Origin of the sequence: Bacillus sp. EKM208B, from assembly GCF_011800725.1 — a bacterium.
Lineage (GTDB): Bacteria > Bacillota > Bacilli > Bacillales > Bacillaceae > Bacillus > Bacillus velezensis.
On the sequence record NZ_JAANHO010000008.1, the window covers coordinates 39,919 to 57,974 of the forward strand.

16 protein-coding genes are annotated in these 18,056 nt (G+C 48.0%); 3 read left to right on the plus strand and 13 right to left on the minus strand.

From position 1 onward, the window contains the following. Nucleotides 1-33: 33 nt before the first annotated feature. Nucleotides 34-852 (minus strand): ammonia-dependent NAD(+) synthetase, encoded by an 819-nt coding sequence (gene nadE, locus G9F75_RS14840; RefSeq protein WP_014416856.1) that lies wholly within the window; start codon nucleotides 850-852, stop codon nucleotides 34-36. Between the two features lie 134 nt (nucleotides 853-986). Then, entirely contained in the window at nucleotides 987-1,583 is a 597-nt protein-coding gene (locus tag G9F75_RS14845; protein WP_014416855.1) for a DUF1989 domain-containing protein, read from the minus strand. Nucleotides 1,584-1,707: 124 nt separating this feature from the next. Between G9F75_RS14845 and G9F75_RS14850 the strand changes: the two genes are divergently transcribed. Then, complete coding sequence (locus G9F75_RS14850) at nucleotides 1,708-3,036, plus strand: amino acid permease (protein ID WP_014416854.1); 1,329 nt, start codon at nucleotides 1,708-1,710, stop codon at nucleotides 3,034-3,036. A 1-nt stretch (nucleotide 3,037) separates the two neighbouring features. Here the strand turns inward: G9F75_RS14850 and G9F75_RS14855 are convergent, their stop codons facing one another. From G9F75_RS14855 to G9F75_RS14865, 3 genes are all read right to left on the minus strand, one after another. Next, complete coding sequence (locus tag G9F75_RS14855; protein WP_103527177.1) at nucleotides 3,038-3,799, minus strand: YqcI/YcgG family protein; 762 nt, start codon at nucleotides 3,797-3,799, stop codon at nucleotides 3,038-3,040. Between the two features lie 64 nt (nucleotides 3,800-3,863). Beyond that, nucleotides 3,864-4,493 carry a LysE family translocator gene (locus G9F75_RS14860; RefSeq protein ID WP_007409057.1) on the minus strand — a complete coding sequence of 210 codons (630 nt, stop codon included), beginning with the start codon at nucleotides 4,491-4,493 and terminating at the stop codon, nucleotides 3,864-3,866. A 63-nt stretch (nucleotides 4,494-4,556) separates the two neighbouring features. Next, nucleotides 4,557-5,018, minus strand: a complete 462-nt coding sequence (locus G9F75_RS14865; protein ID WP_032872770.1) for a MarR family transcriptional regulator — start codon at nucleotides 5,016-5,018, stop codon at nucleotides 4,557-4,559. Nucleotides 5,019-5,131: 113 nt separating this feature from the next. Here G9F75_RS14865 and G9F75_RS14870 point away from each other — a divergent pair, with 113 nt between their 5' ends. Further along, complete coding sequence (locus G9F75_RS14870) at nucleotides 5,132-6,664, plus strand: MDR family MFS transporter (RefSeq protein WP_160216714.1); 1,533 nt, start codon at nucleotides 5,132-5,134, stop codon at nucleotides 6,662-6,664. A 41-nt stretch (nucleotides 6,665-6,705) separates the two neighbouring features. Here G9F75_RS14870 and G9F75_RS14875 read toward each other — a convergent pair whose 3' ends face one another. The 4 genes from G9F75_RS14875 to G9F75_RS14890 all read right to left on the minus strand — a co-directional run bounded on the left by G9F75_RS14875 (nucleotide 6,706) and on the right by G9F75_RS14890 (nucleotide 12,134). Next, nucleotides 6,706-7,659 (minus strand): L-lactate dehydrogenase, encoded by a 954-nt coding sequence (locus G9F75_RS14875; protein ID WP_014416851.1) that lies wholly within the window; start codon nucleotides 7,657-7,659, stop codon nucleotides 6,706-6,708. A 248-nt stretch (nucleotides 7,660-7,907) separates the two neighbouring features. Beyond that, on the minus strand, nucleotides 7,908-9,887 hold the full coding sequence (amyE, locus tag G9F75_RS14880; protein ID WP_072177578.1) for an alpha-amylase: 1,980 nt from the start codon (nucleotides 9,885-9,887) through the stop codon (nucleotides 7,908-7,910). Between the two features lie 233 nt (nucleotides 9,888-10,120). Further along, nucleotides 10,121-10,609: a DUF6773 family protein gene (locus tag G9F75_RS14885; RefSeq protein WP_014416849.1), complete on the minus strand. Its 489-nt coding sequence runs from the start codon at nucleotides 10,607-10,609 to the stop codon at nucleotides 10,121-10,123. Nucleotides 10,610-10,700: 91 nt separating this feature from the next. Beyond that, a complete protein-coding gene (locus G9F75_RS14890; RefSeq protein WP_029973923.1) occupies nucleotides 10,701-12,134 on the minus strand; it encodes a YfcC family protein in 1,434 nt (477 codons plus the stop codon). A gap of 135 nt (nucleotides 12,135-12,269) precedes the next feature. Between G9F75_RS14890 and G9F75_RS14895 the strand changes: the two genes are divergently transcribed. Then, a complete protein-coding gene (locus tag G9F75_RS14895) occupies nucleotides 12,270-13,391 on the plus strand; it encodes a M20 peptidase aminoacylase family protein (RefSeq protein WP_128496421.1) in 1,122 nt (373 codons plus the stop codon). Nucleotides 13,392-13,426: 35 nt separating this feature from the next. Here G9F75_RS14895 and G9F75_RS14900 read toward each other — a convergent pair whose 3' ends face one another. The 4 genes from G9F75_RS14900 to G9F75_RS14915 form a co-directional block, all read right to left on the minus strand. Further along, nucleotides 13,427-14,308 (minus strand): glycine betaine ABC transporter substrate-binding protein, encoded by an 882-nt coding sequence (locus tag G9F75_RS14900; protein WP_014416846.1) that lies wholly within the window; start codon nucleotides 14,306-14,308, stop codon nucleotides 13,427-13,429. Beyond that, the gene (gene opuAB, locus G9F75_RS14905; protein ID WP_003156639.1) at nucleotides 14,308-15,156 is read right to left on the minus strand and encodes a glycine/proline betaine ABC transporter permease subunit OpuAB; all 849 of its coding nucleotides are present in this window, start codon (nucleotides 15,154-15,156) and stop codon (nucleotides 14,308-14,310) included. The genes G9F75_RS14900 and opuAB overlap by 1 nt, the downstream gene beginning before the upstream one ends. After that, nucleotides 15,157-16,413 carry a glycine/proline betaine ABC transporter ATP-binding protein OpuAA gene (gene opuAA / locus G9F75_RS14910; protein ID WP_003156640.1) on the minus strand — a complete coding sequence of 419 codons (1,257 nt, stop codon included), beginning with the start codon at nucleotides 16,411-16,413 and terminating at the stop codon, nucleotides 15,157-15,159. Nucleotides 16,414-16,794: 381 nt separating this feature from the next. After that, nucleotides 16,795-17,997 (minus strand): MFS transporter, encoded by a 1,203-nt coding sequence (locus G9F75_RS14915; protein WP_021495281.1) that lies wholly within the window; start codon nucleotides 17,995-17,997, stop codon nucleotides 16,795-16,797. Between the last annotated feature and the right edge of the window lie 59 nt (nucleotides 17,998-18,056).

Sequence of the window (18,056 nt, forward strand, 5' to 3'; positions counted from 1 at the left end):
AACCTCCCTTTCAAAAGGGAGGTTTTTTTCATTCTATTTCCACCAATCGTCAAACATTGATGCCGGCACCTGGCGCTTATGCTCCGTACTGAGGTAGCGTTTTTCCAGCGCCTCAATCACTTCGGAAGAAACGTCCTTGCCTTCTAAATAATCATCAATGTCATTGTATGTGATGCCCAGTTCGGTCTCATCAGTCTGCTGCGGTTTTTCATCAAGCAGATCGGCCGTCGGTAATTTCAAATACAGGCGTTCCGGCGCGCCGAGCTCTTCTAATAAACGTCTGCCCTGGCGTTTCGTTAATCCGGTCAGCGGCAGCAGATCAGCTCCGCCGTCACCGTATTTCGTGAAGAAACCGGTCACCGCCTCGGCCGCATGGTCGGTTCCGATGACAAGCAGCCCCTCTTGTCCGCCAATGGCATATTGAGCGATCATTCTCATTCTGGCCTTTACATTTCCTTTGTTAAAGTCAGACAGCTGATCGCCCGTGTCTTTTTTGTACTGATCGGCGAACGCGCTGACAGCGGACTTAATATCAAACGTCCAAGATTTATCAGGCTTAATGAATTTGAGCGCCATTTGGGCGTCATCCTCATCCTGCTGTGTGCCGTGCGGAAGGCGGACGGCGATAAATTCCGCGTTTCCGCCTTCTTCTCTGATGCTTTCAGCCGCCAATTGGGCGAGGCGTCCCGCAAGCGTGGAATCCTGCCCCCCGCTGATGCCGAGCACAAAGCCTTTGGCACCTGTTTTTTTCAAATATTGTTTCAGAAAGTTCACTCTGTCCTCAATTTCTTGTTTCGGATCAATTGAGGGCTTTACATGGAGATCATTCATAATTTGTTTCTGGATGCTCATCCCAATCACTCCTCCTGCATTGTTTCTTTATGATTCATTTCCCGTTCATGCTCAAAATGAATCATGCCACTATGTACGACTCTCTGTTAAATATAGCACAGGTGCGGATTTTAAGTGAATCAAATACACCGGGATCAGCTGATTTCCACCCGCAGCGCCGTGATGCTGTCTCCGTTGCATTTTCCTTTTTCGATCGGACAGGATGAAAACGCGACGAGGAGATCCATTTCCGCACGGAGCCGTACATAATCACCCGCGTCAGAAAGAGGCGTTTCGACTGATAAGTTCCCCTTCTCATCGAGCACCGTGTTCATAAAGATGGCAAATGGGTAATGCATATGCGGCCGCGGCACCCCGAACGGCTCAAGCGCCCCGCTCATATTGTCATAGCACGTATCCTGGAGCTCGTCTTTATGCTTTCCGTATAAAAGCCTGTTCATATCCGGACGGCAGGCGGGAAGCAGCAGGTCATGCTTGCCGACTGTATCCTCAATCAGCGTCAGCATCGGCTTGTATAAATTCGAATAAATATGATCACCCGTTTTTACATGAATGGACTGGTTGGCATCAATCGTCGCGCCCTGATCAAGATGTTCATAAAAGTCCTTGGCATGATACGCCGTGAAGTCAGCCACCTGCTGTCCTTCCACATCGACAACTTTTATAATCTGCCCTTTGTGAACCTTTAGACCAAGCCCTTTTTTCGGCGGTACGATAAATTGCTGTGTCATCAGACTGCTCCTTTTTTTCTTCTATTATGAACTCCGGCCGTTTGTTTCATGTAAAGCAATTTATTGGATGTATATTCCCCTTCTGACGGCTGCAATCTAAGCTTTGATAAAGGGGTTGAACTTCATGAGTAAATCACAGGACCAGCCTAAAGGAAATCTCGCTTGGTGGCAGCTCTCCTTAATCGGCGTCGGCTGCACAATCGGGACGGGCTTTTTTCTCGGGTCCAGCATCGCTATTGTCAAAAGCGGATATTCCGCGCTGATCTCATTTCTTATTGCCGGGCTTGGCACCTATTTTGTCTTTGAGCAGCTCGCCAAGCTTTCGGCTAAACAGCCCGAAAAGGGGTCTTTTTGCGCTTATGCGAGAAAGGCTTTCGGCACTTGGGCCGGTTTCAGCAACGGATGGGTGTACTGGTCGTCCGAGATGCTGATCACGGGAAGCCAGCTGACAGCGATCTCGCTGTTTACGAAGCATTGGTTTCCGAATGTGCCGCTTTGGATTTTCGCCTCCATCTATGCGGTGCTCGGTCTTTTGATTATATTTACGGGGCTGTCCGTTTTTCAAAAAACGGAAAATGTGCTCGCTGTTGTCAAGACGGCGGCGATTTTTATGTTTATCGTCATCGCCATATTGGCGCTGTGCGGTATATTTTCTCATAAACCGGATGTGCAGGTGCCGAACGAATCAAAGGATTTGTTCCCGCACGGAGCGATGGGGTTATGGACGGGACTGATTTATGCGTTTTACGCCTTCGGAGGAATTGAAGTCTTGGGGCTGATGACCGTACACTTGAAAAAACCGGAGGAAGCCTCAAAATCAGGCCGGCTGATGCTTGCCGTACTTGCGGTCATTTACGTCATTTCTCTCGGCCTGGCGCTGCTGTTAGTGCCGCTGGGCAAATTCACCGAACAGGACAGCCCGTTTATTACATCGCTGAAGGGTTTTCATTTAGATATCATTCTTGATATTTTTAACGGGATTTTTATTATTGCGGGATTTTCCACGCTCGTCGCCTCGCTGTTTGCCGTGACGACATTGCTTTGTACAATGGCCGATGACGGGGATGCGCCGAAATGCTTCAGGTTAAAGGAAAACAAAAAAATCTGCTGGCCTGCGCTCGGATTGACGTTTGCCGGACTCATCGTCTCCATCATCCTGTCACTGGTGCTGCCGAAAAACATATATGAACACATGACAACCGCGGCGGGCCTCATGCTTCTTTATACGTGGCTGTTCATTTTGTTCTCGGGCAAGAAACTGCTCGAAACGACAAAGATGGGAACCGCACAGATTGTTATCGCCCTTGTGCTGATTGTCGCGGCCGTCTCCGGGACGCTGTTTGAGAAATCGAGCCGGCCCGGTTTTCTGGTCAGCCTTTGTTTTCTCGCCGTCATTGCGATCGTGACATGGATCGTACAAAAAAAGCAGGGACACAGCCCTGCCGGATCATAGCTTATTTCGTCGGTTTAAACAGTCTTTTCAAATAAGAAAAGGGACACTTTGACACTTGCGTCTCATCATCACGGAGGAAATATTGCTTCCATTCGAAATTGTCTTTTCCTCCGTACCACCCCAATCGGGGATGAAGAGGGGCTTCATCATACGCCTCTAAGCGTTTTCTGATCAGCCGGCTCATGTTTCGTCCGAACGCGGTTGAATCATTTAATCCTTCGAAAATCCATCTCGGCTGAAACGCCAGCATAAAAAACGGGAAGCTTCTGCTTTGTCTCGCTTCATGCGCAGGCGTCGCGCACAGAATAAAATACGGCTCGCCGGCAAAGCAGAACTCCCATTTATAATGTTCAGGGTCTTCCGGCATATCTTCCGGCCAGTCATTCGGGTCGCAGCCGCTCAGCCGGTTTAAAAAAGACCAGAACAGCTCTTCATACGCCTCAATGGAATAATGCTCAGCTAAATCCTCAGGCGTATCAAAAATCACAAGCAGCGACGCGTATCTTCCGGTATCCCTTGAGATCTTTCCGTACTCTGACAGCAGCATCCCCACTTCCTCCGGGGTTCCCTCTTCGCGGGGATCACCCGCAAAGGATATCCGGAGCTGATCTGTCAAAAATCCCTGACGTCCGGGAATGCACGGAAACGTATCCGCTTTATCGCCTACTTTTTCTGATAGAAGCTCAAAAGCGATTCTCTGCCAATTTGGCAGATCCAATAACTTTTCCTCAAGGCAACTTTTTGTGTACAGCCCGCTTGCCATCGGCCCACCTCCAGTATCGTCATGATACGTTATGACGGAGATAGGCGATGGGTGACTCTTCTATTTATGAGATGAGCATTTGAATCCCCTGCCATCCGAAATAAAACCCGAAAACGATTAAAGACACACCTGCCGCTCCCGTCAGCCAGCGGAGCGCTTTTTCATGAAGGAGATTTCTGAAAGTGCTCGCGGCGACCGCCATGCAGAAATCCCAGATCAAAATGCCGAGAAGAATGCCGGAGCTGTAAATCAAAAGCTGATTTGCATCGAAGGATTCAGCGGTTTTGGCGAGAATGCTCCCGTATATGCCGAGCCAGAATAAAATGCTCAGCGGATTGGAAAGAGAAATAAAAAATCCCGCGCCGAATGTTTTGTAAAAAGCCGGTTTTCCTTTTCCGCTTCTGACATTCATGGCTTCCCTGATATTTTTTAACGTTTCGACTCCCGTATAGGTCAGCACGAAAAAACCGAAGAGCCACAAAAACGTTTTAACGAAAGGTGCCGTCAAAAATTGAGACAGCCCGAAATAGATCAGAATCATATACAGCCCGTCCGCGGCCATGGCGCCAAGACCGAAAATCCATGCATGCCAAAAGCCGTTTTTGATGCCTTTGTCAATTTGCGCCGCATTGACCGGTCCGACAGGTGCTGACAATGACAGCCCGAGAACGATGTAGCTTAAAAAGATGTTCATTGGCTTCCCCCTCATTCATGCAACTTGTACAAGTTATTCATGAATGGGCCGTGCTATGATACATTATTTTAATTTCTCAAGCTCGTCTTCCATCATGTCCGTCGCTTTTCCTAAAAAATCGAATATCAGCTGCAGTTCTTCTTCTTTATATTGCCGGCAAAGGCTGATCGTAGACTGGGATAAGGAGCTGAACAATTGTTTCACATTCGCTTTTCCTGCTGTCAGCGGCACGATGATCACCCGCCGTTTGTCTTCGGGGTCTTTTTTCCTCATGACATATCCCGCTTTTTCGAGCCGGTCAATGAGCGCCGTTACCGAACCTGTGCTGAGGCCGGTTTTTTTCCCAAGCTCGCCTGCGGTCATCGGGCCTGCTTCATTTAAGATATCAGCTGATTTCAAATCGGTCGGAAACAGACCGAGAGATTGAGCGGCCGCCTGATGAAAAAGGATCGTCCTTGTGGCCATCTTCCGGAATAACTGTATGGCGGTTTCCTCCGTCTCGCTTCTGGTATTTCTTGTTGACAACTGACAGGCCTCCCTATAAAATCAATTTATCTTGACGATCAAGATAATTTTCGGCAAATCTAATATGATCATAGCAAATTTAATGATCAAAAGTAAGTATGGGAGGAAAAAGCATGGAACAAACAGCCGCGAAGGACGCCTCGACGAAGTTTGTCGTCATCGGTCTTTTGCTGGGCATTTTAATGTCGGCTATGGATAATACAATCGTTGCCACTGCGATGGGAAATATCGTGGCGGACCTCGGAAGTTTCGATAAGTTCGCGTGGGTGACGGCATCATACATGGTAGCCGTTATGGCCGGTATGCCGATTTACGGAAAACTGTCCGATATGTACGGACGCAAACGTTTCTTTTTATTCGGTCTTATTCTTTTCTTAATCGGATCTGCATTATGCGGAATCGCCCAAACAATGGATCAGCTCATTATTTACCGCGTCATTCAGGGAATCGGCGGAGGCGCGCTGATGCCGATCGCCTTCACGATCATTTTTGATTTATTTCCGCCGGAAAAACGCGGAAAAATGTCGGGCATGTTCGGTGCCGTTTTCGGCCTGTCCAGCGTTCTCGGGCCGCTTTTAGGCGCGCTCATTACCGACTCCATCAGCTGGCACTGGGTGTTTTACATCAACGTGCCGATCGGTATTTTATCATTGTTTTTCATTCTGCGTTATTATAAAGAGTCCCTTGAACACAAGAAACAGAAAATCGACTGGGCCGGCGCAATCACGCTGGTGGTTTCCATTGTCGGTCTGATGTTCGCTCTTGAGCTCGGCGGAAAAACGTATGATTGGAACTCCGTGCAGATCATCGGTCTGTTCGCTGTATTCGCCGTGTTCTTTATCGCCTTTTTTATTGTGGAAAGAAAAGCGGAAGAACCGATTATCTCATTTTGGATGTTTAAAAACCGTTTATTTGCTACGGCACAGATTCTGGCGTTCCTTTACGGAGCCACGTTCGTCATTTTAGCGGTGTTTATCCCGATCTTCGTTCAGGCTGTGTACGGAAGCACCGCGACAAGCGCGGGCTTTATTTTGACGCCGATGATGATCGGTTCTGTTATCGGAAGTATGATCGGCGGAATTTTCCAGACGAAAGTGCGGTTCCGCAATTTAATGCTGATTTCCGTGGTCGCTTTCTTTATCGGAATGCTGCTGCTTTCCAATATGACACCGGATACGGCGCGTACGATGCTGACGGTATTCATGCTGATCTCAGGATTCGGCGTCGGCTTTAACTTCTCACTGCTGCCGGCCGCGTCCATGAACGATCTGGAGCCGCGTTACCGCGGAAGCGCCAACTCAACAAACTCGTTTTTGAGATCATTCGGCATGACACTCGGTGTGACGATTTTCGGAACCGTCCAGACGAATGTGTTTACCAATAAGCTCACAGATTCATTCAGCGGCATGAAAGGAGCGGGCGGCGCGATGCAGAACATCGGAAATCCGCAGGAGATCTTCCAGGCCGGCACGCGCGCTCATATTCCGCCGTACATTCTGGATCGCATTATTGACGCCATGTCGCAAAGCATCACATATGTATTTACGCTTGCGCTGGCGCCGATCGTCATTGCGGCCGTTACCATTTTGTTTATGGGAAAAGCGAGAGTAAAAACCTCTCAGGAAATGGCGAAAAAAGCGAATTAAAAAAAGCAGTACATGGCGTTTGTCATGTACTGCTTTTTTGTTTACTCTGCGAAATGCGGAGCGAGAATATCTTTCAGCACGTTTGCGCTGCGGCTGAATTGAGCCTGTTCTGTTTCATTCAGCTCAAGTTCCGTCACACCTGCGATGCCGTTCCGATTGACGACGGCCGGAACGCCGATAAAGACGTCGTTAACACCGTATTGGCCGTCCAGATATGTGCTGACGGTTAAAATGCTGTTTTCATTACGCAAAATCGCTTTTGTGATGCGGGCGAGGCTCATCGCCACTCCGTAATATGTCGCGCCTTTTTTCTCGATAATATGGTAGGCCGCGTTTTTCACATCGTCAACGATCTGATCCAGCTCGTCCTGTTTGTAAGCTGCATTTTTCTCCAGCAATTGCTGCACCGGCACTCCGCCGATATTGGCGTGACTCCATACAGGAAGCTCGGTATCGCCGTGCTCGCCGATAATGTGGGCGTGTACGTTTTGCGGAGCGGCTCCGAAGTATTCACTCAGCATATAACGGAATCGCGCAGAATCCAGTGTCGTGCCGCTGCCGATGACGCGTTCTTTCGGCAGCCCGCTGAATGTCCATGTCGCATAAGTGAGAATGTCGACCGGGTTTGTGGCAACGAGGAAGATGCCGTCAAATCCGCTTGCCATTACTTCACCGACAATGCTTTTAAAAATGGCGAGATTTTTTTCGACCAGCTCAAGTCTCGTTTCGCCCGGTTTTTGATTGGCCCCTGCACAGATGCACACGATATCGGCATCCTTGCAATCCTCATATGTGCCGTAAGACGTTTTGACCGGATGAGGCGCAAATGCCTTTCCGTGATTTAAATCCATGACATCTCCCATGGCTTTTTCTCTATTTACATCAATGATCACAAGTTCATCTGTGATCCCTTGGTTAATTAACGCAAATGCATAACTGCTTCCAACAAAACCTGCTCCGATTAATGCTACTTTGTTCACTCGTTCGTTCATCATGTATGCTCATCCTCCAGTGTTTCGTGGTGTCTGTTTTTATATTGTGAAGTATTTCACATATATATTGTGCAACACTTCACAAACTTTTGCAAGAGAAAAGTTTTATTTTTGGACAAAAAAATACCGGTGATGGTTTCCAGATTGTTGACAACACCCTAAAACGGAACCGTTTTAGGGTGTTGTCATCTTTTCAGCGTGATTGATTTCCTAACAGAAGCAAGGGTTTGATGTAATGATGTCTCTATTCATTAATGCGGAAGATAACCATTCAAACCAGAGTTGTTATACAAACCATTCTGCACATAATCAAAGCCGGGATGGTTCTGTCCGGGCACTTGGGCGCTGCCATTGTTAAAAATCACTTTAGCGTTGGCCGTATCCGCATTCGCAGGCAGCGTCAGCGTGTAAATTCCATCTGCATTCTTAGTCATGGCTTTCCCCGGCCACGATCCGGTTAATTCTATGGCCCCGCCTCCATCATGTTTATAGATATAAGCATTTACATTGCCCCAATGATCCGGATTTTGATAGCCAATGATGTTGGTTTGGGACGGGTCTTTTTTGACAAACGTGTATTCTTGGGTTCTCGATGCACCCTCGCCGTTCGTTCCGGTTAACTTGACGTTGTATGTCGTGCCGATTGGATCTTCTTTCCCGATCGTTAATCGGTCTCCATCCTTAAATGCTGTCTCCTGCCCATTATTGATTTGGTAAACGGCTTTTGTTGTTTTCGCATTTGCACGCAGGGTGACCGTCAGCTGATCATTGAAAGAATGGACTGCCTCTGTTTGGTAATTCTCAAGAAAGACATGAGGCGCATTTCCAATATCATCAGGATAAAGAACAGCCGCGGATCTGGCATTGATCGTACCTGTCAGTTTGCCGTTCGCTACTTGAAATGAACCGGCGCCGGCCCTATTATCATACCTGCCGTCAGGTAATTTCGTTGAAGTATTGATGGTGACAGAAGACGATCCTGCATTTGCCAGCACAACGCCTTTTGAGCCGCGCTGATTCATAAATATTTGATTGTTGCCATTCGGATTTGAGAGTTCCTCAGGCTGCCCGGCCATTTCATTGTGAAATTGATTGACCGCAGTGATCGCCTGGTCTTTAAATAAGGCGCTCCCGCGATCTCCTATTTGACTTTTTCCGGGAAATCTTACACCATTTCCTCCGCCCTCAGGCCTGGAAAAGAAAAGAGGCGTGCTTCCTGAGCGGGAACCAATCACTGCCCAGCCTAAACGAATATCGTCATCACTCATCCATGTGGACTCTTCATCATCATTGGCATACGTATCATGTGATTCCACCCATGTGACTAACTTGTCCGCAGACACATCAGATGCATAATGGGAGATATTCGACACACTCAGATTACGATTCTTTAAAGCGGATCTGATGGAATGCCCATAGTTAGAAGCCGTCACATTCATATAATTCGCATAAGCAGTATCTCTGGACGCGCTGTCTTGCAGGATTTCTCCGTATTGGAACTCCGCCGATGTATTTGTGATATTCGGCCAAAATTGGCTGCCGTAATTCCCATCATCCGGAAGCTCTATATGCTTGGCGGCATCATAGCGGAACCCGTCTGCTCCGTCATTCAATGCTCTTTCCAAGAAACCTTTCAGGTAGGCTTGCACCTCAGTATTCTGAGTATTCCAATCATACAGCCCAAGCAATGCATTTTGAGTGATGTCCCATCGGTCCGACCAATTTTTAATTTGTGTGTTTCCATGGGTCCAGTTTGGAATACGCTTAATCTCATCAGAAATCGCGCCATAATCGCTGGTGGTATGATTGACAACCGCATCGACAATGACTTTTACGCCATACTTTTCCGCGGCTGCACACATGTCCTTAAATTCTTGTTCAGTGCCTAAGTAACGGTTGCCGATTTGGTACGATGTCGGCTGATAGAGCCAGTACCAGTTCGACATGCTTTTATCTCCTTGGTTCCCTTCCTTTACTTGGTTAATCGGAGACGTCTGAATGGCTGCATAACCCGCATCACGAATCTCTTTCATATTTTGTGTTAACGTATTGAATGACCAATTCCATGCATGAAGGATGGTCCCGTTTTTGACCGATGAATCGGTCACCTCATTCGATTTGTTTGCAGTTTCAGCGTTTGCACCCGCTGGGCCTGACAAAACCAAATGAAACAGCAATAAAAATCCGGCGAATAACGGCAGTAAAGAGGTTTTGAATCGTTTTTTAAACATTTTTGACACTCCTTATTTGATTTTTGAAGACTGACTGCGGAGTCAAAAATTCCTCTTACTCTTTCTTCAGCTTCCTCCTTTCAATTGTTGTGAAGACTGGATAATTATGTTAACGCTTACATTTGAACTTACCACACACTCTCTATCAAAGCAACGCGGCAGAGTGAATTCAAATCTATATTCCTATCAAATTAAAAGACTTTTCTCTTATAAACAAAAAAAGAAACCACCTATCAAGATGATTTCTTTTTTATTTCTTTTATCGCTCTTCTGTAAGACAGCTTCACAATGACATACCGAAGCAGAAACAGAATGCCTCCGCAGACGATAAAAAGAAAGATCATTTTCAGCCAAGCAAAGAATGTATGGGGAAACCCCCTGTCGTACATCGTAAGCGCCGCTGCCGCAAAAGTGACCGCAATTGAATCTATCCGCTGCTGCTTCACCCGCTTTTTCAGTTCTTCTTTGGTGTCTATTCTCGGCATGAGCATTCCCGACGCTCCCGCCCTGATGCAATAATAAACAATTATAATGAAGAAAACCGCCAAGCTTCCGGCCCATTCCCTAAACGGACAGTTCAGAACAAGTCCGCGTACGATGATGTCAAGCAAAGACAGTGTGCCCACAAGCATTCCGACTTCTGACCAAATCATTCGTTCTTTCTCTTTCACACTCTCACTCTTTCCATTCACGTTTGAAAGTCCGTTCCGACGCTGATTCATGACTTCCTCCCGTACTATTAAGAATGGCTTACAACTCCCATTATATCTTGCCGATTCATAATGATAAACCGAAATATCATTGACAAAAATATTAATAAGGACCCCAATTGATCAGGACGCCTATGCAAATAAACACGAGGCCGATGACAAACCAAATCAGCGCCAGCGGAATCATGAAGCGAAGCCACTTTACGTACGGAATGCCGCTGGCAGCCAGTACGGCCATCAGCACGCCGGAAGTCGGATTGACACAGTTTACGACGCCTTCTCCGAGCATGACCGCTTCAACCGCGACCTGTCTCGTGATGCCCATCAGATCGGCAAGCGGCGCCAAGATCGGAATAAATACGACCGCCTCCCCTGAGCCCGATGAAATCAGAAAATGAAGCAGGGCGCTGGAAATATACATCCCGATTGCGCCTGCCATCGGGCTGAAACCGTGCAGCAGTGACGCAAGTCCATTGACTACCGTATCAAGCAGCTTTCCATGTTCCAGGATAACGGAAATGCTTCTCGCCATTCCGACGATCAGCGCGCCGTAAACGAGCCCCTGACAGCCTGTAATAAATGTTTTTGCGACATCATTTGCCGCCATTCCCGCAATCAGGCCGGACACGATTGAGATAAAAATGAACACGGCGGCCATCTCTGAATCAGACCAGCCAAGAGTAAGCGCACCGTATAAAAAGCCGGCAAGCGACAAAGCCGCGACAGCCAGAATCAATTTATGGCGGACGGTAAACGGGACATGCTTGTCCTCCGGCTCAGAAACCTGCGGGAGTGAACCTGCCGCCGGAAACCAATCGTTCCCCAGCAGACTGGCGTCCTTTGCTTTTCTGAGTTTTCTCGTATACCGATAAATATATAAAATAGATGATAACAGAAAACAAATGTAGACGGCAATCCGCAGGCCGATACCGGAAAACAGCGGCAGCTCCGCGATGCTTTGTGATAACCCGAGCGGTGAAGGCGATAAAATCGTCGCGTTAAACCCGGCATAACAGCCGATATAAATGACGGCCGCTCCGGCCACGGCGTCCCATTTCAGCGAACGGGCGACAATCAGGCCGATCGGAATAAAACCGATCACGGAATTAACGACGATGCCGGTTGTGCCGAGGATCGAAAATAGAGATCCGACAATCGCAATAAACAGCAGCTGTTTTGTGCGGAACGTACTGATGACATTACTGATCAATCCATTGATGGCGCCCGTTTTCTCCAAAATCGCAATGGTGCCGCCCGTAAACAGGATTAAAAAAATAATCGGCGCGGAACTTGTCATCCCTTCCTGAATCGCGGTAAAAAAAGCGATCGGGCTGACAGGAGACTGGTCTAAAGAATGATAGCTTCCCGGGACGGCGGACGTCACACTGCCCTTTGTCACCCTGTCAAATTCCCCCGCGGGAACGATGTACGACGCTATCGCGCATAGTAAAGCGGCAATGAACAGCAGCACATAAGCATCAGGCATCACAAACAATTTCTTCTTTTTCAATACAGGTTCGGCCTTGGGAACAGCCATACCATCACCATCCTGATTTAAATTTATAAACTATTCAGAAAATACAGATATGTGTGCTATATTATATACAGACCGATTGCCTGTTTTCAATATCAAAAATAAAAAACAGACAGCTTTTGAAGGAGGACTTACGGCATGAACAGACTCACAGAGCATGAGAAGCAAGTCATTATGGATATTTTTGACCACCTGCACGCCAATCCCGAAGTAAGCTGGAAAGAATATCAAACAACTGAATATCTGACTGAAAAACTGAAAGAGGCCGGCTGCCGGACCCGCACGTTTGATGATTGTACCGGTGTTGTCGGCGAAATCGGAGAAGGCTCGCCCGTTGTGGCTGTCCGGGCGGATATTGACGCGCTGTGGCAGGAAGTGGACGGTGTCTTTCAGGCGAACCATTCATGCGGACATGATTCACATATGACGATGGCGCTCGGCACGATGATGCTTTTAAAGAGTCAGCCGAAACTTCCGAAGGGCACCATCCGCTTTATTTTTCAGCCGGCGGAAGAAAAAGGCGGCGGAGCGCTGAAAATGATTGAAAAAGGCGTACTGGATGATGTTGACTTCTTATACGGCGTGCACGTGCGCCCCGTACAGGAAACGGCAAACGGCCGATGCGCACCGTCCATTCTGCATGGCTCAAGCCAGCATATTGACGGCCTGATTATCGGAGAAGAAGCCCACGGCGCGAGACCGCATCTCGGCCTTAACAGTATCGAAATCGCCGCTCTTCTCGTCCAAAAACTCAGCTTCATTCATCTTGATCCCGGCATCCCGCATTCCGTGAAGATGACAAAGCTTCAGGCAGGCGGAGAGAGTTCCAATATCATTCCGGGAAAAGCATCGTTCAGCCTTGATCTCCGCGCACAGACCAATGCCGCCATGGAGAAATTAACCGCCGAAACCGAAAGAGCCTGCGAAGCGGCTGCTGCCGCATTCGGCGCAAAAATTGAACTGCAAAAAGAACACAGCCTCCCGGCAGCCGAGCGAAACAAGGAGGCGGAAGCCATCATGGCATCTGCGATCAGCGGCATTCTCGGAGAAAAACATGTGGATGAACCTCTTGTGACAACCGGAGGAGAGGATTTTCACTTTTACGGGTTAAAGGTGCCGAACTTGAAAACGACGATGCTCGGCCTGGGATGCGGTCTGGAGCCGGGACTTCACCATCCGCATATGACATTTGACCGAAGCGCCATCTTTACTGGCGTTGAGATATTAACGGCCGCCGTCCTCAAATCGTTTGAAGCTTAAAAAAAAGCAGCCCGTTACAGGGCTGCTTTTCTTCATTACTTCTTCAAATCTTCAATTGAATTGACGTTTTTCATATACTGAGGAACGACCAGACCCATCTTGACGCCTGTCAGACTCGTTCCTACATCTTCATATTTGCCTTTATATTTAGACGCATATGCCTTATGGGTATTCGGAAGCCAAGCAGACAATGACGCATCCGCGCTGCCTGTCGCAATCGCAGTCCACATCGGTCCTGCCTCCACTTGCGTCAGCTTCACGTCATAGCCGAGGTCTTGAAATACTTTTCCGACCACGTTCGTACTTGCGATTTCACTGTCCCACGCCACATAAGCCAGGTTGATTTTATCCCCTTTGACTTTATGAGCGCCTTTTGTCCATTGAGCTACTTGATCTTTGTGTTTTTTCACATATTCAGCAGCGGCTTTGGCCGGCTTTTCGCCTTCCTCAACGGCAATCATGACTTCTCCCATATCGTCCTGCGTCCATTTGAACTGGCTGAGAACTTTGGCCGCGTTAGGCTGTTCCTTACTGAAGCCGGTTCTTGTAATCGTATGAATCTGCTCGGCAGTTCCGTACGTTTTTTTCGGATCATCAAGGAACTTCAGCTTGTATCTGGAGAACATCCAGTGCGGCGTCCAGCCCGTTACGATGATCGGCTTTTTCCGGTCATATGATTTCTTCAATGTCGCCGTCATGGCAGCACTTGACGCCGTGACGACATTCCAGTCTTTCAATCCGTAATCGTTCACGGCCTCATCCGTCAGGGCCATGATCCCCGATCCCGGATCAATACCGATAATGGTTTTGTTCACCTGGTCCGCAGCCGTTGCCTTACCATCAGTCTGCGAACCGCAGGCAGCCAAAGAAAGAGCCAGCGCAGCGGTAACGCCGACACCGATGATTTTCTTAAGCATCAGGCATTCCCCCTGCTCTTCTTCTTCACTTTAATGTTTTGCGTGATACGGTCGAGTGTAATCGCTACGATGACGATCGCGATACCCGCTTCCACTCCGACACCGGTTTTCAACTGTGTCACGGCGCTGTATACTTCAGAACCGAGGCCCGGCGCACCGACCATGGCCGCGATAACGACCATTGACAAAGCAAGCATGATGCTTTGGTTAATACCGGCAAGAATCGTTTTTGTGGCAAGCGGAAGCTGGACCTTGAACAGACGCTGAGACGTCGTTGAACCGAATGCTTCCGTCGCTTCGATCAAATCAGCCGGAACTTGTTTAATACCGAGAACCGTCATGCGGATCGTCGGAGGCATCGCGAAAATAACAGATGCTACGACGCCTGGCACAACCCCGATATTAAAGAAGAAAATTGCAGGCAGCAGATATACGAAAGCCGGCATGGTCTGCATTAAATCCAGAATCGGTGTGACAATGCGGCGGACCGTTTCTTTCTGAGACGCCCATATGCCGATCGGAACCCCGATAATAATGGAAATCAAAACAGATGTGACGACAAGCGCCAACGTTTGCAGCATCGGCGACCAATAGCCCAAATAATCAATAACAAGGAATCCGATTAACGTAAAGAGTGCAATTCCTCTCGTACTGATCCACCAAGCGAGAGCTGCAAAAATAACAGTCAATAAAATAGACGGGATGAAACCCAAACCGCTCACAATCGCGTTTACGAAAGCGGCCAAACCGTTTGAGATTCCGTCAAAGAAACCTCCGAACGTCATGGTAAGCCAGTCAACAAACCGGTCAACGATATCTGCTAACGGAATTCTAGGCAATCTGTCCATTTACTTCACCCCCTGAACAGAAGAATCCTGAGCTTGTTCAGCAGAATCTTCAACATTTATATAATCGTTATTTCCTGAAAGCGCGCCGATTAATGCGCCTTTCACGACAATGCCTTTCATGCGGTCCTTATCGTCCGTGACGGCGATCGGAATATTCGCATCAGACACGACATCGAAAATTTCCGTCAAGTACGTGCTTTCGTGCACAGTCGTAAATTCAGTATTTAAAATATCCTGAAGCGATAAGTCGGATTCCACCGCTTTTTTCGCATCCGCCGCGTGAATGACGCCGAGAAGCTGTTTCTGTTTATCAACGGCGTAAATAGAAGAAATACCGAGATTCTTCATGAGCTGCAGCGCTACACGAGGCCCTTTGTCAATCCGCACGGTTTCAGCGCGCTTCATGATGTGGCCCGCTGTCAGAACTTTGGATAAATCAACGTCCTCAACGAATTTCTCAACGTATTCATTGGACGGGCTCATCAGAATTTCTTCAGGCGTCCCGATCTGAACGATGTTACCGTCTTTCATCAGCACGATTCTGTCGCCGATGCGCAATGCTTCATCAAGATCATGCGTGATGAAGATGATCGTCTTGCCGACAGAGTCATGAAGGTCTAAAAGCTCATCCTGCATGTCTTTGCGGATCAGCGGATCAAGCGCACTGAAAGCTTCATCCATCAGAAGAATGTCAGGATCATTCGTCAATGCGCGGGCAAGTCCGACACGCTGCTGCATTCCTCCGCTGAGCTGATCTGGGAATTGGTGTTCAAAGCCTTCAAGACCGACAAGTTTAAGCGAATCAAGCGCTTTTTGCTCACGCTCTTTTTTGTCGACGCCTTGAAGCTCCAGGCCGTATTCCGTATTTTCAAGAATTGTTCTGTGCGGAAACAGTGCAAATTTTTGAAAGACCATGCTGATTTTTTTCCGGCGCACTTCCCGGAGCTGGTCTTTTGACATATTTGTTATCATGTCACCATCAATATAAATATTCCCGGCAGTCGGTTCAATAAGCCGGTTTAACAGCCGAACTAAAGTTGATTTACCGCTCCCCGATAGACCCATGATGACAAATATCTCCCCATCATATACATCAAAGTTTGCTTGATTGACACCAACGGTTGATCCGGTCGCTTTCAGGATCTCTTTTTTGTTTTTTCCGCTGGACAGCATCTGAATGGCTTTTTTTGTCTGTTTTCCGAAAACCTTAGATACATTTTCGACTTTTATCTTAATTGGTTTCTCATCCAAATTCATATTTTCCCTCCATAATAAGCAATCTTTAATACCGTAACACGTTTGTAATAAGTCAAACAAACATCATAATCCCTTTTATTTTGTATCATTACTTTAAAAACATCCCTGTGTCTTATTTTCCTCTGGTATGCTTCTAAATACTCTCTAATCCTCCTTATTGAGGATAAATTATAAAGGAAACCGGGCTTTTATCAGGCTTGAGAACGTTTCCATCGAATGTGCTGCAAACTGATTTCCTATCCTTTTTTTACAAATACAAGAATTTTTTTGCGACATTGTCCCGGAAAAAGAAGTTTTCCCCTCCTAAAAATAAGGGATATTAAGGAAAAATATAGGTCTGCCAACAGACAGCTCACTAAAAAAAGCACCTCAAAAGGGTGCTCATTGCGCAAGCTCTGTCTGTTTCGTTTCTTTTCCGAGAATAATAATGGTGATGACGGCAACCAGGATGGCCGCACAAAAGACGGCGAAAATTGCTGTAAACGAAACGTTCCGGGCTGCAAGCGATCCGACGAGAAGCGGACCGAAAATGCCGCCGATTCTGCCGACCGCCGCCGTTGTGCCGGAACCGGTCGCACGGATCGCCGCAGGATACTGCTCCGGTGTATAGGCGTAAAGCACGCCCCATGCGCCGAGATTGAAGAAGGACAGCAGCATGCCGGCCGCGAGCAGCATGGCCAGTGAATCCGCGGCACCGAAGAAATAAGCGCTGCCCGCCGTTCCGAGCAAATAGATGACTAAGATGGTCTTCCGCCCCGCTTTTTCGATCAGCCACGCCGCAGAGAAATATCCGGGAAGCTGGGCAAGTGTCATCAGAAGGACGTATTCGAAGCTCTCAATCATGCTGTAGCCTTTCATCAGCATCACGCTCGGCAGCCATAAAAACATGCCGTAATATGAAAAGACGACGCAGAACCAAACGACAGACAGCAGCACCGTCGGCCGGATATACGGTTTCGTCCAGACACTTCCCGCCTGCCCGCGTATGCTTTTTTTCTGCGGCAATGCCTGATGCGCCGGTGATTCCGGAAGGCTTTTCCGCAAGTACAGCGCATAAAATGCGGCCAGCGCCGTTAAGAGCAGCGCGGCCTGCCAGCCGAATGACGGTATGACAAAGTAGGAAATCACCGCCGCAAGAAGCCAGCCCGCGGCCCAAAAGCTCTCAAGCAGCACGATGATCCGTCCCCGCTTTTCGGGAGCGGACGCTTCTGACACGAGCGTCGAGGCGACAGGCAATTCCCCGCCAAGCCCCATTCCGATCAGAAAACGCAATATGAGAAAAACCGTCAATCCCGTTGCGAAAGCGGATATGCCGCTTCCGACAGAAAAGAATAACAGCGTGATCATAAACACTTTTTTCCGGCCGATCCTGTCGGCCAGCATTCCGAATACAAAGGCGCCCGCTGCCATACCGATGGAATTGACGCTTCCGATCCATTTCATTTGATCGGGTGTTAAATTCCAATCAGTGTGAAGCGCGGCGATAATAAACGACAAAATTCCGACATCCATCGCATCAAACAGCCAGCCCATTCCGGCAATCGCCAGAAGTTTTCGCGGAGTGACGGCAGGTTGTTTGTTCATAAGCAGCACCTCAAATCGAAAATGATTACCGTATAAGTTTACACCTGTCTTTACACATT